Genomic DNA, 22,877 nt, shown 5'->3' with positions numbered 1-22,877 from the left:
CTTTTCTTTGCGGCTGCAAAGAAAAGTAGGTGCCGCCCCGCACAGGGGCGACGCGTGCAGACCGACAAGAAAACAAGAAAAGCGCAAAACAAACAATCAACCTAATGCAGCCACTACCTCCCCAACACACTCCCCAAACCCCACCCGATACCCCTCCCCCTGACACCACCCACGCAGCGTCAACACATCCCCATCCTCAATAAACCCTCGCGTAGCCCCCCCTTTCAACTCAACAGGATTCTTCGCATTCCAGGTAATCTCCAGCAGGCTCCCAAACGAATCCGCCGTAGGCCCGGAGATCGTCCCGGACCCCATCAAATCCCCGACGCGCGTGTTACACCCACTCACCGTATGATGCGCGAGCTGCTGCGCCATGCTCCAGTACATGTGCCGGAAATTAGTCCGTGAAATCGTCGACGCCTCCTGCGCCCCGGCAGGCTGCAACAGCACTTCCAGCTCGATATCAAAAGCATGCTCCCCGCCATGCCGCAAATACGCGAGCGGCTGCGGCTCCTGCACCGGCTGCGCGACGCGGAACGGCTCCAGCGCATCAAGCGTCACAATCCAGGGCGAAATCGTCGAAGCAAAAGTCTTCGCATTGAACGGCCCAAGCGGCACATATTCCCACTGCTGAATATCGCGCGCGCTCCAGTCGTTGAGCAGCACCATGCCGAAAATATGCGCCTCGGCGTCCTCACACGCGATCGGCTCGCCCAGCGCATTGCCGCGCCCGATCACGAATCCCGTCTCCAGTTCGATATCGAGCTTGCGGCACGCACCGAACACCGGCCGATCCTGATCCGGCAACTTCAACTGCCCATTGGGCCGACGCACCGGCGTGCCGCTCACCACCACGGAAGAAGCGCGCCCGTTATAGCCGATCGGCATTTCCGACCAGTTCGGCAATAGCGCATTCTTCGGATCCCGAAACATCGATCCCACATTCGTCGCGTGTTCCTTCGACGAATAGAAGTCGGTATAGCCCGGAATATTCACCGGCAAATGCAGCTTCGCTTCCGCGAGCTTCACGAACGCGCGAGCGCGCAACGCCGCGTCATCGCGCAAGGCTGCCGTGTCGCGCGCAAGCAGCGACGAAAGCTGCACGCGCACGCTGCGCCACACGTCGCGACCCAGTTCGATGAAGTCATTGAGCGCGCCGCGCGCGAACACGTTGTGCTTCACCGTGGCCGGCAGTCTCAGCAGGCCCGCGTCATACAGCACCGCCAGGTCGATCACCGAATCGCCGATCGCCACGCCCACGCGCGCCGAGGCATGCTGCGCCGTGCTGAACACGCCGAACGGCAGATTCTGGATCGGGAATTCGCACGCGGCGTCGTTGGCGGACTCGATCCAGCTCTTGCGGCGCGGGTCGAGCGTGGCGCGCAGGTCGTCGGGAAGGGGTTGGCTGCTCATTGCTGCTCCGGATTGAAATGTTTCTCGAGGCCTTGCCAGCACTCGTAGTAATGCGCCTGCAACTGCGCCGTTTCGAGCGCGAAGCGCGTCGGCCGGATCAGCGTGCGGGTCTCGAACATGAACGCCATCGTGTCGCCGACCTTGTGCGGCTTCGTCGTATCGGCGTTCGAGGCTTTTTCGAAGGTCTCGGAGTCCGGGCCGTGGCCCGACATGCAGTTGTGCAGGCTCGACCCGCCCGGCACGAAGCCCTCGGCCTTCGCGTCGTACGCGCCGTGCACGAGGCCCATGAACTCGCTCGCGACGTTGCGGTGATACCAGGGCGGACGGAAGGTGTTCTCCGCCGCGAGCCAGCGCGGCGGGAAGATCACGAAGTCGATCGAGTCGACGCCCGGCGTGTCGGTCGGCGCGTGCAGCACGAGGAAGATCGATGGATCCGGATGGTCGAAGCTGATCGAGCCGATCGTATTGAAGTGGCGCAGATCGTATTTGTACGGCGCGTAATTGCCGTGCCAGGCCACCACGTCGAGCGGCGAATGGCCGATGTCGGCGCGCCAGAGCTGACCGTTGAGCTTGGTGACGAGTTCGAACTGTCCTTCAAGATCTTCGTACGCGGCGTGCGGCGTGAGGAAGTCGCGCGGATTCGCGAGGCCGTTCGAACCGATCACGCCCAGATCCGGCAGGCGCAGCAACGCGCCGAAGTTCTCGCAGAGATAGCCGCGCGCCGTGCCGTCCGGCAGATCGACCGTGAAGCGCACGCCGCGCGGAATCACGGCGATTTCGAACGGCTCGACGTCGAGCTTGCCCATTTCCGTGCGAATCGACAGGCGCCCTTCCTGCGGCACGATCAGCAATTCGCCATCGGTATTGAAGAAGAAGCGGTCGGTCATCGCGCGGTTGGCCGCGTAGAGATGGATCGCGCAACCGCTCATCGACGCCGCCGAGCCGTTGCCCGCCATCGTCACCCAGCCGTCGATGAAGTCGGTCGGCGCGGTCGGCATCGGCAGCGGGTCCCAGCGCAACTGATTGGGCGGCGTGGGCGGCACGTCGTTGAAATCGGCGACGAGGCGCGTCGCGCCGCCGATCTGGGCGTGCGCGACGAGCGGCGTGAACGGCTGATGCACCGCGCCCGGACGGATCCGATAGAACCACGTGCGGCGATTGTGCGAGCGCGGCGCCGTGAAGGCGGTGCCCGAAAGCTGCTCGGCGTACAGGCCGTACGCGCAGCGCTGTGGCGAGTTCTGCGCGGCCGGCAGCGCGCCGGGCAGCGCCTCGGTCGCGAACTCGTTGGCGAAGCCGCTCATATAGCCGTCGGTCGCGGCGCGATTGGCCGCGGCGTGGCGCAAGGGTGCATTCATCACTGTCTCCATGTTCTGCGTGCAGGCGCGTCTTCAGCATAGACGCCCCTCGGCACGCCGACTTTCGATTGATCGAGCCGGGCGCGGCGGCTTTCTCTGACAGAATCCGTCGCGCGATTTACGAATAGTAAAACGGATTATGATTAGTGAAATTCAACGTAAACCCTGGGAGGACGTCGAAACCCCGGCAAAGCCGCGTTTGCGTGGATATCGTTATCACCAATCCATGCATGCCGCAGGCCGGCGGACTGCTAACATCGAGTCATGCGGCCCCGAGGCTGCCCGATCCGATCACTCCGCGCTCCGAGACGCCCTCTTTTTCGTCACCATGCTTGCTCCCACCATTCCCGCGCTCGTCGCCCGCGCCGCCGATCATCCTTTTCTCGGCGAGCATCTGGCGATGGGGACCGGCGCGCACAGCGCCGTGGCCGTCGCCCACCGGCGCGGCGTGGAGTTGCTGAGCGCCTACGAACCGATCTACGACATCAGCGTGCACGGCGGCGCGCAATCGCTGACGGCGGATCTCGCGCAGGCCTCGCGTTTCGGCGACGAACTCGGTTTTCAGGCCGTGACGCTGCGCGAGGTCGACGGCAAGGTCGGGCCTTACGATCCGTTTTCCGACTCGCTCGACGATCCCGAGCTGGTCGCGCTCGACCGTTGCGTTCGCGCGCTGCACACGATCAACTTTCTCGGCTCGCAACAGCATGGGCTGCTCTTTCTGCGCGTGCACGAGCGTCTGCTTAAAAGCGTGAAATACGATCACGGGCGGCATTTTTCGAACGTGCTGGTCTCGTTCGGCCTGAATCCGGGGCGTGTGGTGATCGAGTTGCCGGCGGCGGCGGTCGCGCACCGGACCTTCGTCGGCTATCTGACGCAGAGTTATCAGCGCTATGGCTTCAAGGTGGCGGGCAATCTGCCGAATGCGGGACAGATTCTTTCGGTGTCCGACATGGCGCGGCTCGATTTCGTGAAGATGGATGCCAGCTCGGCGCTGCGCGATTCGATGGTGAAGCCGCTCGTGAGCTATGCCGCGCGCCTGCGCATTCCGCTGATCTTCAACCGCGTGGTCGATGCCGCGCAGTTCGAGCAATTACAGCAATACGACGTGCGCTTCGTGCAGGGGCCGGTGTTCACCGCGCAGGACAGCGCGGCCTGACTCGCTCCGCCATGAAAAACGCCGCGCTTTCTTGCGAAGGCGCGGCGTTTTTTTGTGCGTGGTTTTACGCGACGGACAAAAGGCCTAGAGGCTGATCGGCTCCTGCTCCAGCTCCACGCCGAAGCGCGCGAACACGTCATGGCGGATCGCCTGGGCCAGTTCGAGGATATCGGCGCCGGTCGCGCCGCCGCGGTTCACGAGCACCAGCGCCTGACGCTCGTGCACGGCCGCCTCGCGCAACGCGCGCCCTTTCCAGCCGCACTGGTCGATCAGCCAGCCCGCCGCGAGCTTCACGCGTCCGTCGGCTTGCGGATACGACACGACGCCCGGCTCGCGCATGACGAGCGCGTCGAACTGCTCGCCCTCGATCACGGGATTCTTGAAGAAGCTGCCCGCGTTGCCGAGCACGCGCGGATCGGGCAGCTTGGCGCGGCGCACGGCCACCACGGCTTCGAACACGTCCTGCGCGCACTGCGCTTCGCTCAGACCGCGCTGCGCGATCTCGCGTGCGAGATCGGCGTAACCGGCATTCGGCTGCCACGACTTCGGCAGACGGAACGTGACCGCCGTGATCACGAAGCGGTCGCGGCCTTCGCGCTTGAAGAAGCTGTCGCGATATCCGAACTCGCAGGCGGCCGCGTCGAATTCATAGGGCCTGCCGGTCTCCACTTCGATCGCGCGCACGGCCGCGCAGCGATCGCCCATTTCCAGCCCGTAAGCGCCGATGTTCTGGATCGGCGCGGCGCCCACCGTGCCGGGAATCAGCGCGAGATTTTCGAGGCCGGGCATGCCCGCCGCGAGCGTCCACGCGACGAAATCGTGCCAGTTCTCACCGGCGGCGGCCTGGACGTACCAGGCATCGCCGTCCTCGTGAACGACGCGCTTGCCCGCCAGCCCGACCAGCAGCACGAGGCCGTCGAAGTCGCGCGTGAGCACGACGTTGCTGCCGCCGCCCAGCACAAGCGTGCGCAAGCCTTGCGCGCGCGAATCGCGCACGGCGGCGACGAAATCGGCCTCGCTTTCGACGCGGCACGCGTAACGCGCGCGCACGTCGAAACCGAACGTGTTGTGCGCACGCAGCGGATAAGCGGCGGCGAACCACACGCTGTTGCGCGGGGACGGATCAGCAGACAAGGCGGAAGCGGACATCGCGGAAGAACGGATACGGAAAAGACGGACGGAGGACGCGGGCCAGATCAGGCCGAGCCGGACAAAGCCCGGTAGAACCCGGCAATGCGAGGCAGGCCCGGCCCGCCGCGCAACCTTGGGCAAACACGAAGGCGCCGGTAAAATAGCGTCGGTCCGTGATTATAGCGAGTGCGCGCGACGCCGCCGGAAAACGCCGGTGCGGCCCGCCCGCGCAGCGCCACTCGCACTTTTGGGAGAAAGCAATGCCATCGTTTGACGTCGTCAGCGAAGCCAACATGATCGAAGTGAAGAACGCGATCGAGCAATCCAACAAGGAAATCTCCACGCGCTTCGACTTCAAGGGCTCGGATTCGCGCGTCGAGCAAAAGGAACGCGAGCTGACCGCGTTCGCCGACGACGATTTCAAGCTCGGCCAAGTCAAGGACGTGCTGCTGTCGAAACTGGCCAAGCGCAATGTGGACGTGCGTTTTCTCGACTACGGCAAGATCGAGAAAATCGGCGGCGACAAGGTGAAGCAGATCATCACCGTGAAGAAGGGCGTGTCCGGCGATCTCGCGAAAAAGATCGTGCGCCTCGTGAAGGACAGCAAGATCAAGGTGCAGGCGAGCATTCAGGGCGACGCCGTGCGTGTGACCGGCACCAAGCGCGACGACCTGCAAAGCGTGATCGCCATGCTGCGCAAGGACGTGACCGATACGCCGCTCGACTTCAATAACTTCCGCGATTGATGCTGAGCGACTGAGCGTTCGCGAACTTTCGCGAACGCTCCCAATAGTCGGTTCGGCGGGCGCGGCGCGCACTCACGTGGGCGTCGCGCCCGTTTTGTATTTCTCCGCATTTTTCCGCGTACTTTCAGGCCGTCAATCGGGCTTGAACAGCAGCGGCATCATCACCTCACCGGTTTCCAGCAGCGTCTTGAGGTTCGAGAGGATGAGCGGCCAGCCGCCCGCCACCGCCTCGATAAACTTCGACCCCGGCCGCGCCATTCGGTGCGTGACCGTGAGCTTCGCCACGTCGTCCTGCGCGACGATTTCCATCGTGCACAGCGAGTCGCCTTCCGCGTTCAGGTCGGGACGAAACTGATTGCGCCAGCGGATCACCAGACGATGCGGCGGCTCGGATTCGACGATCTCGCCCGAATCGGCCACGCGTCCGTCGGCGAAACGCAACTGCCACGGCGAACCCGGCTGCCAGTCGCTTTCCGCGCGCACGCCGTGCCAGTAGCGCGCGGTGAATTCCGGGCTCGTGAGCGCCGTCCAGAGCGCCTGCGGCGCGGTGCGGATATAGGTGACGTAGACGAACACCGACTCCTGCGCGGCGTGCGTGCCGGCCTGCGTTGCTGCGCGGTCTTGCTGGCTCATGGCTGCCTCCTGACTTCGATGTCTGCGCGCTGCGCGCGCTTACTCCTCGAGCGAATGTTTGAGCTCCACGAGCGCGTCTACCTGCGCGCGCTCGAACTTGCCGATCCAGCGCGCGGCCATTTCGCCGATGGGCACTGGATTGATGAAATGACGCTTCTCGCGCCCTTCGCGACGGGTGACGACGAGATTCGCCGCTTCGAGCACGCCGAGATGCTTGGTGACCGCCTGGCGCGACATCGTCAGACCTTCGCAGAGCTGCGACAGCGTCTGGCCGTTCCTGGCGTGCAGCCGGTCCAGCAACTGGCGGCGGCTCGCGTCTGCGAGCGCGCGGAATACGGCGTCGTCGTTCATGGATTTTATTATGCAACCACGAGGTTGCATGTCAAGGTAAAACCGGCACGTGCCAGATGAACGCGCACGACGCTCATGGACGCTTACGCACGACGACCTTGCCCCCCCGCCGCGACGCCTGGCCCCACCGCCGCCCGGCTGACCGGCTCGCTGGGGAGCGCCTGCGCGCCGGCAACGGGCTTGCTGGACGTGACGGACGCGACGGACGCGACGGCCTTGCGCGGCCGCCCGCCCTTGCGCCCGTTCTCGCGCGCGGCGGCGGCCTTCGCCGGCGACTTGACCGAGCCCATCTGACGCGCCAGATCGCGCATCCAGAGCTTCGTGCCGTAGACGCCGCTCAGCAGCCCCGGCGCCCACACCGACTCGTCCAGGCGCGGGAAGTAGATCGACTGCCCGCCGCCCCAGATTTCGACGTCGGCAAGCTGGGCCGGCGTGGGCGCGTGCGCGAGCATCTGCAGGTCCTGAATGAGCGCGATGGGCACGGCGATGTCTACGCCGTTCGCGAACGACACTTCGAGTTTGTGATGCGTACGGCTGTACCGCGCGGCGACCGCAACCGGACTCGCCTGTGCCGCCCCCGCTGCGGCGTCGAACTGCTCGCGGCCGATGGTCTGGGCGCCCACGGGCTCGCGGTTGAGATGCTCCCTGCTGCTGGCCATGTTTGCGTTCTCCAGGTTGCGATGCGTTGCCATTCGCGGCACAAATGCGCGACTTCGGGTTCGATGGCCTGCGCGAGGCGCGCCACTTCACGCTCGCCGAGCGCGAAGCGTTCGCGCAACGCCAGCGGCCCGAGCGGGCAATTGAGGTTGAACACACACGAGCCTTGCGGACTCTCGACATGCACGTGCGCGGGCCGATGATCGTTCGAATAGATCACGACGCGGGCGCCGGATACGCGAAGCAGTGTGGGCATGGCGTAGACAATAACCTAACGTTGGGTTTCTGGAGCGCCGCGCGGCCCGTTTTCCGTGCACTCTCTTGCACTGGATCAACCCCAACGGGCGGCGTGATCGAGAACACAGCTTAGCCACGCGCGCCGCGTCTGAAACCTCGTCCGAATGGCGTAGGACGCATCATCAGGCGAAAAAAAACGGCGCCTGAGCGCCGCCTTTTTTTGCCGCGTGTCTGGCGTCAATCGAGCCTGAACTGCCCGACTGCTTCCGCGAGCCGCATCGCCTGACCGCGCAGCGCCGACGCCGCCGCCGTCGACTGCTCGACCAGCGCCGCATTCTGCTGAACCATTTCGTCGAGCTGGCTCACGGCGCGATTCACTTCCTGAATGCCGCGCGTCTGTTCGCCGGCCGCGCTCGTCACTTCGGCGATGATGGTCGTCACGTTCGACACGTTCGCCACGATCTCGTCCATCGTTTCGCCCGCGCGGCGCACGAGTTGCGAGCCGGAATTCACGCTCGTCACCGTCGATTCGATCAGCGCCTTGATTTCGCGCGCCGCCTGCGCGCTACGCTGCGCGAGGCTGCGCACCTCGCCCGCGACCACCGCGAAACCGCGCCCCTGCTCGCCCGCGCGCGCCGCTTCCACGGCCGCGTTGAGCGCGAGAATATTGGTCTGGAACGCGATGCCGTCGATCACGCCGATGATGTCGGCGATCTTCACCGAAGCCTTCTCGATCGCGCCCATCGTATCGACGACGTCGTTGATCACCGCGCCGCCGCGCGACGCCACCACCGACGCCGAATTGGCCGTCACGTCCGCCTGCTGCGCCGCGTTGGCCGACTGGCCGACCGTCGCCGTGATTTCCTCCATCGACGCGGCCGTTTGCTCGAGGCTCGCCGCCGCCGATTCGGTGCGGCCCGACAGGTCGACGTTGCCCGCCGCGATCTCGTCGCTCGCCGTGCGCACCGACTCGCTCGCATCGCGAATATGGCGCATCACGTCGCGCAGTTTGTCCATGAAGGCGTTGAACGAGCGCGCGATCTGCGCCACCTCGTCGTCGCCCGTGGCGGGCAGGCGCTGCGTGAGATCGCCCTCGCCCGCGCTGATCGCGTCCATCGCGTCGCGAATGCGCGAGAGGCGCTGGAACGACACGGCCGTGACCGCGCCCACCACCAGCGCCGCCACCACGGCCACCACCACGAGCGCGATCAGCGACGCGGTGAGCAGCGAGCGCATGCCCGCCGTGGCTTCGCTGCGGTCGAGCGCGACGATCAGACGCCAGTCGGTGCCCGGAATCGGCTGTGCGCGCATCAGCTTGGCGTCGCCGCCCACGTCAAACGACGGCGGGCGCGCCGACGCATCGAGCGCGGCCAGCTTGTCGCCCGTCAGTTCCGGCGCGAGATCGGTGACCGGCTTGAGCGTGAGCTTCGCGTCGTTGTGCGCGACGATCTGGCCCGCGCTGTCCACCAGCATCCCGAAGCTCGCGGGCGTCGGATGGATCGACTGCACGTTCGACACCACGTCGTCCATCGCGACGTCGCCGGAAATCACGCCCTTCACCTGGCCGTCGCGGATCACGGGCGCGGCGAACGCCACCACCAGCTTGCCGGTGCCCACGTCGACGTAAGGCGGCGTCACCACGCCCTTGCCCGCCGCGACCGCCTGCTTGTACCAGGGACGGCCGGTCGGATCGTAATCGGGCGGAATGCCGGTCGGATCGGAGAATTTCGCGGTCTTGTCGGCGTAGCCCACGTAGACGTTGGTGAAGCCGCCCGCCGCCGCGATCTGCTTGAGCGCCGCCGACGGATCGGGTTGAAGCACGGCGTCCTGCAGCGACTCGATCATGCGCGCGTGCGTCGCCGCCCATTCGCCGATGCCTTCGGCGTGGCTGGCCGCGACGGCCGAGAGCGTGGCGTCGATCGAATCCTTGTTATGCGAGCTGGCGACGTAGTAATCGAGTGCGGTATTGGCCGCGAGCGCCACGACGACGATGGAAACGCATAGCGCGACGATGCGCGCGCGAATGGTGGAGAACATGAGGAGGAGCGCCGGGGGAAGAAGTAATTCGGACCGCGAGTACGTATGGCAATAAGAAAATGACATACGGGTTAACGGCCCGCCGGCAGACGACTTAAGGCGCTTTTTTGGTGCAAATGCGCACAAAATGCAGTCAAACGTCTGACAAATGCGCGCAACTGATCAGACGACACGCGCAGAAAATGCGCGTCGGTTCACAACTCGAACATCTTTTTAGGGCGCCGCGCCGCGCTTGCCTCGCGGCGGGCTCCGTTTTGGCCTGTCTGGCCCATTTGATTTTGCGGCGCGCGCTCACTCGCTCGCGGCGGCGGCCTTCTTCTTTTTATCGCCGATACGGCTTTCGGTGCCGTTCATCAGCTTGCCGATGTTGGCGCGATGGCGCCAGAACAGCAGCGCGCTCATGGCGAGAATCGCGAGCGCAATCACGTGCGGGCCGAACAAGAAGACGTCGAACAGCGGCGCGAACACGGCGGCGGCCAGCGCCGCCAGCGACGAATAGCGCGTGAAGAAGGCGACGATCAGCCAGGTGAGCAGCGTCAGGCCGCCCAGCAGCGGATTGATGGCGAGCAGCACGCCCGCGGCCGTCGCCACGCCCTTGCCGCCCTTGAAGCGGAAAAACACCGGATACAGATGGCCGAGGAACACGGCGATGGCGGCGAGCGCGACAGCCGTGTCGCCGAGACCGAAACGCGGCCCGAAACGCACCGTGAGCCAGACGGCGAGCCAGCCCTTGAACGCGTCGCCGATCAGCGTGAGGATCGCGGCCTTTTTGTTGCCGCTACGCAGCACATTGGTCGCGCCCGGATTGCCGGAGCCGTAGGAGCGCGGATCGTCGAGGCCCATGAAGGCGCTCACGATCACCGCGAACGAAACCGAGCCGATCAGATAAGCCAGAACGGCGACGAACAGGTTGTACATGCACGAAACCCGAAGTAATGAAAACGAAACGTGAGACGAAGCGCGCGGGGCCCGGCCCGCAGCCAATGCCCGCAACGGCCGCGCCGCGGCGGCGAAGGCGCCCATTCTACCGAAGCGCGGGCGCGCCTTGATGGCGCGCCAGGGTAATCAGGGAGCGTACCGGCCCGCGTGCGGTGCGCCGGAGCTTATTCGACGCTCGCGCACTGAACCGGCTTCGCGTCGAGCAGCGACGTCAGCACGGCGGGCGCGAGACTCACCAGATAGCCGCGTTTGCCGCCGTTGAGCCAGATTTCGTCGAGATCGAGAATCGTCGCTTCGACGTAGACCGGCATGCGTTTTTTGGTCCCGAACGGCGAAGTGCCGCCGACCAGATAACCCGAATGGCGGTTCGCGACTTCGGGCTTGCAGGGCTCGACACGCTTCGCGCCAATCTGCCGCGCGAGATTCTTGGTCGACACCTTGCGGTCGCCGTGCATCAGGACGATGAGCGGCTTCGCGTTCTCGTCTTCCATCACGAGCGTCTTGACGACGCGGTGCTCGTCCACGCCGAGCTGGCGCGCGGACTCGCCCGTGCCGCCATGATCGACATATTCGTAAGGATGCTCGCCGAACGCGACGCCCGCGCGGCGCAGCATCTGCGTGGCGGGCGTTTCGGAGACGTGTTTCGATTTGCTCATGGCGCGCATTGTAATGCGCGAGCGGCGTGGGCCGCGCGCTCGCGCTCAGCCGCGCGGGTGATGCTTCTGATGCAGCAGACGCAGACGCTCGCGCGCGACGTGCGTGTAGATCTGCGTGGTGGAGATGTCGCTGTGGCCGAGCAGCATCTGCACCACGCGCAGATCGGCGCCGTGATTGAGCAAATGCGTGGCGAACGCGTGGCGCAGCGTGTGCGGCGACAGCGGCGCGTGCACGCCCGCGTTCAGCGCGTGACGCTTGATGATGTGCCAGAACTGCTGGCGCGTCATGCCGTCGGCGCGCGCCGTCACGAACAGCGCGTCGGCCGGGCGCGGGCCGACCAGCGCGGGCCGCGACTCGCGCAGATAACGCGTGATCCACGCCGACGCCTCTTCGCCGAACGGCACCAGACGCTCCTTCGAGCCCTTGCCGAGCACGCGCACGACGCCTTCGTTCAGGCCGACTTCCACGGTCTTGAGCGTGACAAGTTCGGTCACGCGCAGTCCGCTCGCGTACATCAGTTCGAGCATCGTGCGGTCGCGCAGCCCGAGCGGCGTGGCCACGTCGGGCGCGTTGAGCAGCGCTTCGACCTGCGCTTCGGTGAGCGTGGTGGGAAAACGCGGCGGCTGTTTCGCCGAACGCACGCGCACGGTGGGATCGACGCTCACGCGCCGCTCGCGCAGCGCCCAGCCGTAGTAGCGCCGGAATACCGACAGCCGACGATTCGCCGACGTCGATTTGTCGTCCTTGCGGCGCGCGCTGTAGGCGTAGAGATCGTCTTCGTGCACGCCGTCGAGGCCGTGCTCGCGCGCGCGTGCGAGCCACTCGGCGAACAGGCGCAGATCGCGCCGGTAGGCGTCGAGCGTGTTGCGCGAGAGACCGTGTTCGAGCCACATGGCGTCGCAGAACGTGTCGATGGCGAGCAGGCTCGTGGCGAGCGTGGCGGAAGCGGCGTCGGAAAGCGGCGCGGCCTCGTCTACGTCGCTTGCGTCGATTGCGTCGATGTGCCCGATGGGATCGGCATCGTCGAGGTCTTGCGCATCGTCCTCGAAACCGGCTTCGTGATCTTGCGCGTCTTCGTGCGAGTTTTCGTGCGCGGGGGTGTTCGTCATCGGATTCTTACGCCTTCATGGGCGAGCAGCCAGCGTTTGACGTCGCGGAAAAAACCGTCGCCGCCGTGGTGATTGAAGCCGCCGATGCCGCTCGCCGCGACCACGCGATGGCACGGAATCACGATCGGCAGATAGTTCGAGCCGCACGCCTGCCCCACCGCGCGCGCGCTGATGCTGCCGACGCGTTGCGCAAGTTCGCCGTAAGTCAGCACCGCGCCCGCCCCGATCGAGCAGATGCCGTCCCAGACGCGGCGCTGAAAGGCCGTGCCAGGCGACGCGAGCGGCAGATCGAACGACGCCGACGCATCGCTTAGATAGCGCGCGATCTGCGCGGCGGCCAGTTCGGCGAGTGCGGAATCGGGCGCGACACCCGGCGTCGAAGCGGGCAGATAGTGGATTTCGCGCACGCCGTCCGCGCTCGTGACGATGCCGACCTTGCCGAACGGTGCATCGATCACCGCGTTGTAGACGCGCGGCGCGAGCTTGCGCAAGGCCTGCCGGCTCGGCGTACGCGCGGACGCATCGGCGGAAAGATCTGCGGGCGCGTTCGCGGGAATGTTGGCAGCGGCGCGCATCGCCGCGTCTTCCGCGTCGTCCCACAGTGAATACGTTGCCGATGCGCTTGCCAATGGTTTCGTCATCGCCGCTCTCCTTGAATCGCCGCGCCGGTTCAATCGATCATACCGATCATGCTGCTTCCAGCGCCCACTGCACATGTTCGCGCACGACCGCCGATTCGTCCTGCGCGCGCGCCCGCAGCGCATCGACGATGGCTTCGCGGCGCGCGTGTGTTTCGCTTGTTTCGCTTGTTTCGCTTGTTTCGCTTGTTTCGCTTGTTCCGGTCGCGTCGTCCACACGCGGCGCGCGCAGCGCATTGCCCATCGCCACCGCGATATTGCGCGACCAGCTTTCGTAACCGATACGCCGGATCGCGCTGCCCTGCATGCGCTCGTCGAACTGCGCCGCGCTCCAGCCAAACAGCTCGACGAGACTCGCGCGGTCGAGCCCGTGGCGCACGTCGAAATCGGCGACCGGCGCGGCCTTCGCGAACTTGTTCCACGGACACACGAGCTGACAGTCGTCGCAACCATAGACACGATTGCCGATCAGCGGCCGCATGTCCAGGGGAATGCTGCCTTTCAGCTCGATCGTCAGATACGAGATGCAGCGGCGCGCATCGACGCGATACGGCCCGGTGATCGCGCCCGTCGGACACGCGTCGATGCAGCGCGTGCAACTGCCGCAATGCGCGCCGGGCGTTTCGGGGGCGGCGCTGGCCGGATCGTCCGCGTCGGTCGGCAGCGGCACATCGACGTAGATCTCGCCGAGAAAGAACAGCGAGCCCGCGTCGCGCTGAAGCAGCAGCGTGTGCTTGCCGCGCCAGCCGATGCCCGCCTTCTGCGCGAGTTCCACTTCGAGCACAGGCGCCGAGTCGGTGAAAACACGAAAGCCGAATGCGCCGATCTCGCCTTCGATGCGCTCCGCGAGTTGCTGCAAACGCGCGCGCATGACCTTGTGATAGTCGCGTCCGCGTGCGTAGATCGACACCACGGCGGCGTGCGGGTCGGCGAGACGCGCGTGTTCGCGCTGACGCCAGTCGTCGTGGATGGCGAGCCCGCGACGCCCTTCATCCGCGCCTTGCGAAGCGCTTTCGGCAGGCTGACCTGTTGCATGCTCCGTGGCCGCGGCCGCCGACGGATCAAGCGTGGCGGCCGGCAAATAGGCCATGCGCGCGGTGATGACACGTCGCGTACCGGCAACGAGCTCGGCGGGCCGGGCGCGTTTCATCCCATGTTTGGCCATATAATCCATCTCGCCGTGGCAGCCCGCTTCGAGCCACGCGGCAAGGCCCGCCTCGGCATGGGACAGGTCGGTGTCGCTGATACCGATCGCACCGAACCCCAGCTCGCGTCCCCATGCGCGGATTTGCGTCGCGAGCGCGGCCAGTGCCGCTGCGTCGAGCGTCGCCGACGCGCCGGCGCCCTGCGTCTGCTGCGCGCACGACGATGCACGCGACGCACTCGCCTTGTCAGGCGCGCGCGCGGCCTCTGCGGCCAATGTCTGGTTCAACGGGGAATGCGAGGGGTTCATCACGCTATTTTACGAGAATGCCCGACACGCCCGGTCACGACCACGCGAGCCCGCCCGCCGCTCCTGTTCTGCTCGAACGCCGTTTCGAGCTTGCGGATGAAAGCGCCACCGATGCGTTCGGCGCGCGTTTCGCGCACGCGCTCGACGCCGTGCGCACCGCCAGCACGCAAGTTTCCCGCCAGCCTGCCGACAATACGGCCAGTTCCGCACGCCACGCAGCCGTCAACGCATTCGGCGGCCTGCACGTTCAGCTTCTCGGCGACCTCGGCGCAGGCAAGACCTCGCTCGTGCGCGCCGCGCTGCGCGCGCTCGGCCACAACGGGCGCGTGCGCAGTCCGACGTACACGCTCGTCGAACCCTACACGGTCGCAAGCGCGAGCGGGGAACTCCAGCTTTATCACTTCGATCTGTATCGTTTCAGCGACCCGGCCGAATGGGCCGACGCCGGCTTTCGCGAATATTTCGCGCAAGGGGCGGTGTGTCTCGTCGAATGGCCGCAACGCGCGGGCGGCCTGCTCGGCGTGCCGGACCTGGTGTTCCAGCTCGAACCCGGCCCGGACGGCGAAGGCCGCGTGCTCACCGCGTACGCATACAGCGCATCAGGAAAGGCATGTCTAGAAAGATGTTAATCAAACCGTTCCGCTCGATCGAATCCGCCGCCACCGCCACGCACAACTGGCGGCGCCGGCAGATTCTGAAGGCGGGCGCGTCCACGCTGGTGCTCGGCCTCGCGGCGCCGCGCCTCGCCTGGGCGACCTCGGTCATGGGCGTGCGCGTGTGGCCTGCGCGCGACTACACGCGCGTCACGATCGAATCCGATCAGGCGCTCACGACCACGCAAACGCTGCTGCAGAATCCCGACCGCCTCGTGGTCGATCTGAGCGGCCTCGATCTCGACGACGCGCTCAAGAATCTCGTCTCCAAGATCACGCCGAACGATCCGCAGATCCAGGCCGTGCGCGTCGGGCAGTATCAGCCGCACGTCGTGCGCATGGTGTTCGACCTGAAGGGCTCGGTGAAGCCGCAGGTGTTCACGCTGCAGCCGGTCGGCTCGTACAAGTACCGGCTGGTGTTCGACCTGTATCCGGCCGTCGCGCCCGATCCGCTCATGGATCTGCTCGCGCAGACCGAGCACAAGCAGCAGCAGCTCGACGCCCACGAGGCGATGCGCCAGAACACGCCGCCCACGCCGTCCACGCTCGCGGGTCCGAACACGCCGCCGCGCCACGACAACAGCGAAGACTTCTTCCAGCGCTACGCGCAGAACGACGGCGGCACGGCTTCGGGATCGTCGGGATCGGCGGGACCGTCGTCGCCGCGTCCCGTGCCGCCGGTGCCGCCGGCGGTCGTGGTCAAGCCGAAGCCCGCGCCGAAGCCGCCCGTCGTCGCCCAGACCGACGACGACTCCGACAAGGACGACGACAACTACGGCTTCACCGCGCCGAAGTCCGGCAAGGGCGGCACCACGCGCCTGCTCACGGTCGCGATCGACCCCGGCCACGGCGGCGAGGACCCGGGCGCGATCGGCGGCGGCGGCACCTACGAGAAGCACATCGCGCTCGACATCGCCAAGCGCCTGCGCGCCAAGATCGACGCCCAGCCCAACATGCGCGCGATGATGACGCGCGACGCCGACTTCTTCGTGCCGCTGAACGTGCGCGTGCAGAAGGCCCGCCGCGTGGGCGCGGACCTGTTCGTGTCGATTCACGCCGATGCGTTCACCACGCCCGCCGCGCGCGGCTCGTCGGTGTTCGCGCTTTCCGAGCACGGCGCGACCAGCGCGGCCGCGCGCTGGATGGCGAACAAGGAAAACTCGTCGGACCAGATCGGCGGCATCAACGTGAAGACGGCGGACGCCGCCGTCAACCGCGCGCTGTTCGACATGTCGACGACGGCGCAGATCCGCGACTCGCTGCGCTACGGCGGCTTCGTGCTCAACGAGGTCGGCGAGATCAACAAGCTGCACAAGGGCTCGGTCGAGCAGGCCGGTTTCGCGGTGCTCAAGGCGCCCGATATTCCGTCGATCCTCGTGGAAACCGCGTTCATCAGCAATCCCGAAGAAGAGCAGAAGCTCAACGACGAGGCCTATCGCGACAAGATGGCCAACGCGATCATGAAGGGCATCAAGCGCTATTTCGCGGCCAATCCGCCGCTCGCGAAGAGCCGCATGACCTGATCGATCGACGCGTCAGATGCGAAAATGCCGCGCCTTCCTTGCGGAAGCGCGGCGTTTTTTCATGCGCCGATGCCGCGAACTCAAATGTGCGTGTTCAGCTGCGTGTGAGGTGCGTGTCAGGTGCGCGCCGCCACCAGACGCTGCCTGACCCAGCCGCCGAACACGTTCACGCCGAGGCCCGCCATCACGAGCGCCGCGCCGCCGATCTGCGCGGCGCTCAGGCGCTCGCCGAGCAGCAGCGCGGCCGCCGCGAGTCCGACGATCGGCACCAGCAGCGAGAACGGCGCGACCTGGCTGGCCGGATACTTCGCGAGCAGACGGCTCCAGAGGCTGTAGCCGAGTATCGTCGCGATGAACGCGAGATAGACGATCGCGCCGATCGAAGTCATGCCGATGCCTTCGAGCGCGGTTTCGATGCGCTGCGGCCCTTCCATGAAATACGAGAGCACGAGGAACGGCAGAGGCGGAATCAGGCTCGCCCACACCACGAGGCCGACCAGATCGACCTTGCCCACTTTCTTCGTGACGATATTGCCGAGCGCCCACATGCAGGCCGCGCACAGCGTGAGGATGAAGCCCGCGGCCGTCATGGTCTGCACGCCCACGCCTGCCGCCGCCGTCGATTGCAGGCCGATCAGCGCCAGGCCGCCCGCCGCGATCAGCAGGCCGATGACGTTCTGCGCGCGAAACCGCTCGCCGAGAAACACGGCCGCGAACACCAGCGTGAAGAACGCCTGCGCCTGCAGCACGACCGAGGCGAGTCCGGCGGGCATGCCCACGTACATCGCCGTGAAGAGAAACGCGAACTGGCCGAACGAAATGGTCGCGCCGTAGGCGAGCAGCCAGCGCAGCGGCAGTTTGGGACGCTTCACGAACAGCACCGCCGGGAACGCCGCCAGCATGAAGCGCAGCGCGCCGAGCAGCAGCGGCGGCACGCCGTGCAGACCCACCTTGATCACGACGAAATTCACGCCCCACGCGATCACCACCACCAGCGCCAGCAACAAATCCTTCGGCGACATCTCTCCGGCTCCCTCTATTGTTCTGTCGAATCTGTCAGTTTAGCGGCTGCGGCGCGTGCTCGCCCAGCCGGACAAATTGCGTCGATGCCGGCCGGGCGCGCGTCAGCCGTCCCACGAAGCCCGAGCGGACGCCTTACACGCCGCTTCGCGCTTGCCGACACAGCGCCGAAGCGGGCGTTAGAATGAGCGCCAGTCCGCGCGCGCAGCGCAGGCGCGGCCACGCTGCTGCTCTGCCGCCCTGCTGCCCCGCCGCCTTGCCCCACTCATTCGAACCGTCCGGCTCATCAAGGAAGCGTCCATGTCCTCATCGATCAAAGCGGTCCTCAAGCCTCATCAGCGCGACATCGGCAACCTGTACGTGCGCCGCGTGCTGCCGGCCATGGCCGCGCGACTCGTCGGCCCGTTCATCTTCTTCGACCACATGGGCCCGGCCACGCTCGCGCCCGGCGCGGGCGTCGACGTGCGTCCGCATCCGCACATCGGCCTCGCCACCGTCACCTATCTCTACGACGGCGCGCTGATGCATCGCGACAGCCTCGGCTCGGAGCAGAAGATTCTGCCCGGCGACGTCAACTGGATGACGGCCGGCCGCGGCATCGTCCATTCCGAGCGCACGCCCGACGAAAACCGCGCCACCGGCCTCACGATGCACGGCATCCAGACGTGGGTCGCGTTGCCGCTCGATCACGAGGACGTCGAGCCGTCGTTCTTCCATCACGAAGCCGCGACGCTGCCCGAAATCGAGCGCAACGGTGTGACGCTGCGCGTGATCGCGGGCACGGCGTTCGGCGCGACTTCGCCCGTCGAGACCTTCTCGGGCACGCTTTACGTGGCCGCCGACTTCGCGCCCGGCAGCGCCATCGCGCTCGAACCCGAGCACGAGGAGCGCGGCGTGTATCTGGTCGAAGGCGACCTGTCGATCGACGGCACGCCGCTCGACCAGCACAGCATGGCCGTGCTGGTGCCGGGCGAAACGGTCACGCTCGCGAGCGCGAACGGCGCGCGCGTGATGCTGCTCGGCGGCGAAAAGCTCGAAGGCGAACGCTTCATCGAATGGAACTTCGTGGCCAGCTCGCGCGCGAAGATCGACGCCGCGAAGGCCGCGTGGACGCGTCAGGAAATGGGGCAGGTGCCCGGCGAAACCGAATGGATTCCGCTGCCCGAGAAAAAGCCCGCGCATTGAAGCGCGGCGATTCGCCCCCATCTTCACGCGTGACTGCCAATTCCCAACGAGGACGCAATGGATACCACTCTGGCCACTTTTGAAAGAGACGTGATCGAAGCGTCGGCGCTCGCGCCGGTGCTGGTCGACTTCTGGGCGCCGTGGTGCGGCCCGTGCAAATCGCTCGGCCCGATGCTCGAAAAACTCGAAGCCGAGTACGCGGGCAAATGGCGGCTCGTCAAAGTGAATGTCGACGAAAATCAGGAGCTGGCCGCGCACTTCCAGGTGCGCAGCATTCCGCACGTCGTCGCGTTCGCCGACCGCCAGGCCGTCGACCAGTTCATCGGCGTGCTGCCCGAAGGCCAGCTGCGCGAGTTCATCGACCGGCTGATTCCCGATTCGGCGCAGGCCGCGCGCCAGGTCGCGCAGCAGGCCATCGAGGAAGGCCGCCGCGAGGACGCCTATGAAGCGCTGCAGGCCGCGCTCGCCTACGACCCCGGTTTCGACGACGCGCGCATGGACCTGATCGAGATGCTGCTCGCCGACAACCGCGCCGACGAAGCGCACAACGAAGTCGATCTGCTTTCTCCCAAGACCACGCAGGGCATCGACGCGCGCTTCAACGCGCTGAAGACGCGTCTGGACGCGCTCGACGCCGCCGCCGATTTGCCGCCGACCGACGCGCTCGAAACGCGCGTGGCGAACAATCCGGACGATCTGGAAGCGCAGTTCGATCTGGCGAGCGCGCTGATCGCGCGGCGCAAATACGCCGGCGCGCTGGAGCATCTGCTGGAAATCGTGAAGCGCGACCGGACGTTCCGCGAGGATATCGGCCGCAAGACGATGCTGTCGGTGTTCGATCTGGCCGCGCATCAGCCGCAACTGGTGAGCGAGTGGCGGCGCAAGCTGAGCGCGACGTTGAACTGAGCGGCGCTTGCCTGGTTGAGCGCGCCGCGCCGGATGGAGAAACGCCACGGGAGACCGTGGCGTTTTTTTTGACGGCGAATCCTTAAAAGAGGGACGGTTGGCCTTGAATTGAGGATCAACACGTAAATCCTTATAATGGGGATAAATATCCCTATTTTGAGGATTTATCGTGAGCCTCGCTGATTTCCTCTTCACTGCGGGCATGCAACGCGTGCTGGGCGCCACGCTGGTGCAACCCGAGCGCAGCTTCACGCTTCAGGAACTGCTGCGTCTTGCGGACAGCGGACGTGGCAGTGCGCAGAAACAGGTCGATCGTCTGATCGAGGCGGGCGTGCTGCGCGAAGATGCACGGCGCGGCCGCCAGCGCAGCATCCGCGCGAATACCGAATTTGTGCTGTATCCCGAACTGCTCGGCATCGCGCGCAAGTCGTTTGCCGTGGTGGAGCCGCTGAAAGAAGCGCTCGCGCCGTTCGCTGCGCGTATCGATTCGGCGTTCGTGTTCGGCTCAGTGGCGAAAGGTACCGACGGCGGCCGCAGCGATATCGACCTGATCGTGGTCGGCAACGTGCCGCTTCTTGAAGTCGCCGAGGCGATGCACACCGTCGAACAGGATTTGCTGCGCCCCATCAACTTTTCGTTGTATGAGCCGGGTGAATGGGCGGCGCTCGTGCAGTCAGATCCCGTCATGGCCCAGATCGTTCAGGGCCCCACTCTGACGATACTGTGATGACGCGCCCGCCCGAATACGACAATCTCATCAAGACGAAAGCCTTCGAAGCCGTGGCCCCGACGCCCGGCGCCGTCGCGGGCTTCCTGCGCAACGCGGCGGACTATCTCGTCACCGCGGAAGGTCTGGACCCCGAACGACATTTGCAGATCTTCACACTGGCTTACGAGGGCTATTTCCAGCTGGTGCAGGCCACGCTGGAGTTCTACGCGGTGCGCACGCGCGACGCGGGACGCAACCTCGCCATCCAGCGCGTGCCCACGTCATTGGGCGTGAGTGCGGCGGAATTCGCCTTCATCACGAAGGCTCATGAACGGCGCAACGGCACGTCGTACGTGTCGCCGTTTCCGCCGGTCTCGAAGGCCGAGGCGGCAGCCATGCTGGAGATTCTGCGCGCCTACCTGCCGGTCGCTCGCGCGCTAACCGGCGCGCATTGAGTTCCGATTACCCCGCCGCCCGCGCATTCGCCCGATGCGCCAGCGTCCGCAGCACATACGCCGCCGCTGCGAACCCGAAGCTCGCCGTCACGCAGACGCTCGAACCGAACCCCGCGCAGTTGAGCCCGACCGGCCCGTGATGGCCCGGCGAGGTCGTCACGTGTTCGGCCTCGTTGTCGACATCGCACACCGCCGCTTCCGGATAGATCAGCGGTTCGTCGGAGTACACCGCGCTCACCTTGAAGCGCGCCTTCGGCCCGCGCGGAAAGCCATGATGCTTGCGCAGTTGCCCGCGCACCTTCGAAAGCAGCGGGTCCTGGATCGTCAGCGCGAGGTCGTCGATGCGGATACGCGTCGGGTCGAGCTGCCCGCCCGCGCCGCCCACGGTGATGAGCGGCACGCGATGCTCCACGCACCACGCGATCAGCGCGGTCTTGGTGCGCACGCTGTCGATGGCGTCCACCACGTAATCGAATCCGCCGCCCAGCAGCGCGTCGAAATTCGACGGCTCGACGAAGTCCTCGACGAGCCGCACGTCGCAGGCCGGATCGATCAGCTTGATGCGCTCGGCCATCGCCTCGACTTTCGGCTTGCCGTAGTTGCCGTCGAGCGCGTGAATCTGGCGGTTGGTGTTGCTTTCGGCGACGTTGTCGAGGTCGATCAGCGTGAGCGTGCCGATGGCGCTGCGCGCAAGCGCCTCCGCCACCCACGAGCCCACCCCGCCGATGCCGATCACGGCAATGTGCGCGCGCTCGAACGCATCGAGGGCGGGTGCGCCGTAAAGCCGCGCCACGCCGCCGAAGCGACGGGCCCGGTCAGCAACATCCGCGGCGAGGCTCGCGGTAAGATCAGCGGGGCCGGCGGCGCCGGCGACAGGGGAAATCGGGGTACTGGACATGGCGGTAGCAATCGTAAGCGGACCGGCGCACTGCCCCGGTCCTCGCGAGACCCGTATTTTGCCTGATCGCGCCCGAGCTGGCCGGACGCGGCCGCATCGCTGCGGGTCCGCCGCCGTGGGCAGGCCGCCGAACCGTCGTTCGCGTCCCTATTTCCGCCTCTTCGATATACTTGTTCGCACTGAAGCGTCTGCATAAAACATGACCTCCCTCGCCGACCTCCGCAAGAACTACTCGCTCGGCTCGCTCGACGCCGCCGACGTCGACCCCGATCCCATCCGCCAGTTCCACACCTGGTTCGCCCAGGCGCTGGACGCGAAGCTGCCCGAGCCGAACGCCATGACGGTCGCCACCGTCGACGCGCAGGGCCGCCCCGCCGCGCGCATCCTGCTGATCAAGGGCGTGGACGAGCGCGGCTTCGTGTTCTTCACGAACTACGAAAGCCGCAAGGGCCGCGAACTGGGCGCCAATCCGCACGCAGCGCTGCTGTTTCACTGGGTTGAACTCGAGCGTCAGGTGCGCATCGAAGGCGCGGTCGAAAAGACCAGCGAGGCGGAAAGCGAGGCGTATTTCCAGTCGCGTCCGCTCGGCTCGCGCATCGGCGCCTGGGCGTCGGAGCAGAGCGCGGTGATCGAAAGCCGCGAGCAGCTCGAAGCGCGCGAGCGCGAAATCAGCGCGCAGTACGGCGAGAATCCGCCGCGTCCGGCGCATTGGGGCGGCTATCGCGTCGTGCCGACGGCGATCGAATTCTGGCAAGGCCGTCCGTCGCGGCTGCACGACCGCATTCGCTACGTGCGTGAGCACGCAGCCGACGCCTGGCGCATCGAGCGCCTCGCGCCGTAAGGCATCAGGCACATCGCTTCAAACGCGCCGCCCACGCGGCGCCGTATCAGCCACACCCGCCGTACCCCGGCGCGGCGACCGACACCGCCGCGCCGCCCCGTTTTGGCTTCATCGCTGGCATCGCAATTCGCTTGTGTCTTTGGGCTTCACTCGTTCATCGGACAGGGAGAAAACG

General features: G+C 66.1%; 23 protein-coding genes and 1 pseudogene. 9 read left to right on the top strand and 15 right to left on the bottom strand.

The genetic code is table 11. From position 1 onward, the window contains the following. Positions 1 to 96 precede the first annotated feature (96 nt). Both fahA and hmgA read right to left on the bottom strand, forming a co-directional pair. Positions 97 to 1,413: a fumarylacetoacetase gene (gene fahA, locus SB764_RS18935; protein ID WP_410864314.1), complete on the bottom strand. Its 1,317-nt coding sequence runs from the start codon at positions 1,411 to 1,413 to the stop codon at positions 97 to 99. Beyond that, complete coding sequence (gene hmgA, locus SB764_RS18930; RefSeq protein ID WP_322006728.1) at positions 1,410 to 2,768, bottom strand: homogentisate 1,2-dioxygenase; 1,359 nt, start codon at positions 2,766 to 2,768, stop codon at positions 1,410 to 1,412. Before hmgA ends, fahA begins: the two co-directional genes overlap by 4 nt. Before the next feature lie 328 nt (positions 2,769 to 3,096). On the opposite strand from hmgA, the gene SB764_RS18925 reads away from it, so the two are divergent. Then, positions 3,097 to 3,924: an EAL domain-containing protein gene (locus tag SB764_RS18925; RefSeq protein ID WP_065057198.1), complete on the top strand. Its 828-nt coding sequence runs from the start codon at positions 3,097 to 3,099 to the stop codon at positions 3,922 to 3,924. Positions 3,925 to 4,008: 84 nt separating this feature from the next. Here the strand turns inward: SB764_RS18925 and murB are convergent, their stop codons facing one another. After that, positions 4,009 to 5,073, bottom strand: a complete 1,065-nt coding sequence (gene murB, locus SB764_RS18920) for a UDP-N-acetylmuramate dehydrogenase (protein WP_410864312.1) — start codon at positions 5,071 to 5,073, stop codon at positions 4,009 to 4,011. Between the two features lie 242 nt (positions 5,074 to 5,315). Between murB and SB764_RS18915 the strand changes: the two genes are divergently transcribed. After that, positions 5,316 to 5,801 (top strand): YajQ family cyclic di-GMP-binding protein, encoded by a 486-nt coding sequence (locus tag SB764_RS18915; RefSeq protein ID WP_065057196.1) that lies wholly within the window; start codon positions 5,316 to 5,318, stop codon positions 5,799 to 5,801. Positions 5,802 to 5,933: 132 nt separating this feature from the next. Here the strand turns inward: SB764_RS18915 and SB764_RS18910 are convergent, their stop codons facing one another. The 10 genes and pseudogenes from SB764_RS18910 to queG form a co-directional block, all read right to left on the bottom strand. After that, on the bottom strand, positions 5,934 to 6,434 hold the full coding sequence (locus tag SB764_RS18910) for an SRPBCC family protein (RefSeq protein WP_321871032.1): 501 nt from the start codon (positions 6,432 to 6,434) through the stop codon (positions 5,934 to 5,936). Between the two features lie 39 nt (positions 6,435 to 6,473). After that, positions 6,474 to 6,785: an ArsR/SmtB family transcription factor gene (locus SB764_RS18905; protein WP_110325511.1), complete on the bottom strand. Its 312-nt coding sequence runs from the start codon at positions 6,783 to 6,785 to the stop codon at positions 6,474 to 6,476. A gap of 83 nt (positions 6,786 to 6,868) precedes the next feature. Next, a complete protein-coding gene (locus tag SB764_RS18900; protein WP_321865233.1) occupies positions 6,869 to 7,444 on the bottom strand; it encodes a DUF2442 domain-containing protein in 576 nt (191 codons plus the stop codon). Between the two features lie 38 nt (positions 7,445 to 7,482). Then, positions 7,483 to 7,698: pseudogene (locus tag SB764_RS18895) on the bottom strand (DUF4160 domain-containing protein); the annotation flags it as partial. A 218-nt stretch (positions 7,699 to 7,916) separates the two neighbouring features. Beyond that, positions 7,917 to 9,716, bottom strand: a complete 1,800-nt coding sequence (locus SB764_RS18890) for a methyl-accepting chemotaxis protein (RefSeq protein WP_074981618.1) — start codon at positions 9,714 to 9,716, stop codon at positions 7,917 to 7,919. Positions 9,717 to 10,007: 291 nt separating this feature from the next. After that, positions 10,008 to 10,634: a glycerol-3-phosphate 1-O-acyltransferase PlsY gene (gene plsY / locus SB764_RS18885; RefSeq protein ID WP_065057191.1), complete on the bottom strand. Its 627-nt coding sequence runs from the start codon at positions 10,632 to 10,634 to the stop codon at positions 10,008 to 10,010. A gap of 185 nt (positions 10,635 to 10,819) precedes the next feature. Then, positions 10,820 to 11,311, bottom strand: a complete 492-nt coding sequence (gene ybaK / locus SB764_RS18880; RefSeq protein WP_065057360.1) for a Cys-tRNA(Pro) deacylase — start codon at positions 11,309 to 11,311, stop codon at positions 10,820 to 10,822. 45 nt (positions 11,312 to 11,356) lie between these two features. After that, positions 11,357 to 12,421 carry a site-specific tyrosine recombinase XerD gene (gene xerD, locus SB764_RS18875; RefSeq protein WP_410864309.1) on the bottom strand — a complete coding sequence of 355 codons (1,065 nt, stop codon included), beginning with the start codon at positions 12,419 to 12,421 and terminating at the stop codon, positions 11,357 to 11,359. After that, complete coding sequence (locus SB764_RS18870; protein ID WP_234775354.1) at positions 12,418 to 12,912, bottom strand: methylated-DNA--[protein]-cysteine S-methyltransferase; 495 nt, start codon at positions 12,910 to 12,912, stop codon at positions 12,418 to 12,420. The genes xerD and SB764_RS18870 overlap by 4 nt, the downstream gene beginning before the upstream one ends. Positions 12,913 to 13,108: 196 nt before the next feature. Then, positions 13,109 to 14,368 (bottom strand): tRNA epoxyqueuosine(34) reductase QueG, encoded by a 1,260-nt coding sequence (queG, locus tag SB764_RS18865; RefSeq protein ID WP_410864375.1) that lies wholly within the window; start codon positions 14,366 to 14,368, stop codon positions 13,109 to 13,111. Between the two features lie 161 nt (positions 14,369 to 14,529). Between queG and tsaE the strand changes: the two genes are divergently transcribed. Then, entirely contained in the window at positions 14,530 to 15,141 is a 612-nt protein-coding gene (tsaE, locus tag SB764_RS18860; protein ID WP_410864307.1) for a tRNA (adenosine(37)-N6)-threonylcarbamoyltransferase complex ATPase subunit type 1 TsaE, read from the top strand. Then, on the top strand, positions 15,123 to 16,688 hold the full coding sequence (locus SB764_RS18855) for an N-acetylmuramoyl-L-alanine amidase (protein ID WP_110325501.1): 1,566 nt from the start codon (positions 15,123 to 15,125) through the stop codon (positions 16,686 to 16,688). The genes tsaE and SB764_RS18855 overlap by 19 nt, the downstream gene beginning before the upstream one ends. A 116-nt stretch (positions 16,689 to 16,804) precedes the next feature. Here SB764_RS18855 and SB764_RS18850 read toward each other — a convergent pair whose 3' ends face one another. After that, positions 16,805 to 17,710, bottom strand: a complete 906-nt coding sequence (locus tag SB764_RS18850) for an EamA family transporter (protein ID WP_065057187.1) — start codon at positions 17,708 to 17,710, stop codon at positions 16,805 to 16,807. A 298-nt stretch (positions 17,711 to 18,008) separates the two neighbouring features. Between SB764_RS18850 and SB764_RS18845 the strand changes: the two genes are divergently transcribed. The 4 genes from SB764_RS18845 (at position 18,009) to SB764_RS18830 (ending at position 20,963) form a co-directional block, all read left to right on the top strand. Next, complete coding sequence (locus tag SB764_RS18845) at positions 18,009 to 18,893, top strand: pirin family protein (RefSeq protein WP_065057186.1); 885 nt, start codon at positions 18,009 to 18,011, stop codon at positions 18,891 to 18,893. 57 nt (positions 18,894 to 18,950) lie between these two features. Then, the gene (gene trxA, locus SB764_RS18840) at positions 18,951 to 19,799 is read left to right on the top strand and encodes a thioredoxin (protein ID WP_065057185.1); all 849 of its coding nucleotides are present in this window, start codon (positions 18,951 to 18,953) and stop codon (positions 19,797 to 19,799) included. A 202-nt stretch (positions 19,800 to 20,001) separates the two neighbouring features. After that, a complete protein-coding gene (locus tag SB764_RS18835) occupies positions 20,002 to 20,526 on the top strand; it encodes a nucleotidyltransferase domain-containing protein (protein ID WP_221224221.1) in 525 nt (174 codons plus the stop codon). Then, entirely contained in the window at positions 20,526 to 20,963 is a 438-nt protein-coding gene (locus tag SB764_RS18830) for a hypothetical protein (RefSeq protein ID WP_065057183.1), read from the top strand. Before SB764_RS18835 ends, SB764_RS18830 begins: the two co-directional genes overlap by 1 nt. 7 nt (positions 20,964 to 20,970) lie before the next feature. Here SB764_RS18830 and tcdA read toward each other — a convergent pair whose 3' ends face one another. Continuing rightward, positions 20,971 to 21,861 (bottom strand): tRNA cyclic N6-threonylcarbamoyladenosine(37) synthase TcdA, encoded by an 891-nt coding sequence (tcdA, locus tag SB764_RS18825; protein ID WP_065057182.1) that lies wholly within the window; start codon positions 21,859 to 21,861, stop codon positions 20,971 to 20,973. Positions 21,862 to 22,060: 199 nt separating this feature from the next. Here tcdA and pdxH point away from each other — a divergent pair, with 199 nt between their 5' ends. Next, positions 22,061 to 22,702, top strand: coding sequence for a pyridoxamine 5'-phosphate oxidase (gene pdxH, locus SB764_RS18820; RefSeq protein WP_065057181.1), 642 nt, complete (start codon positions 22,061 to 22,063; stop codon positions 22,700 to 22,702). The last annotated feature ends 175 nt before the right edge of the window (positions 22,703 to 22,877 follow it).

This window comes from Paraburkholderia sp. SIMBA_027 (assembly GCF_046535315.1).
Taxonomy (GTDB): Bacteria; Pseudomonadota; Gammaproteobacteria; order Burkholderiales; family Burkholderiaceae; genus Paraburkholderia; species Paraburkholderia tropica.
This window is presented reverse-complemented; position numbering and strand designations above follow the sequence as displayed.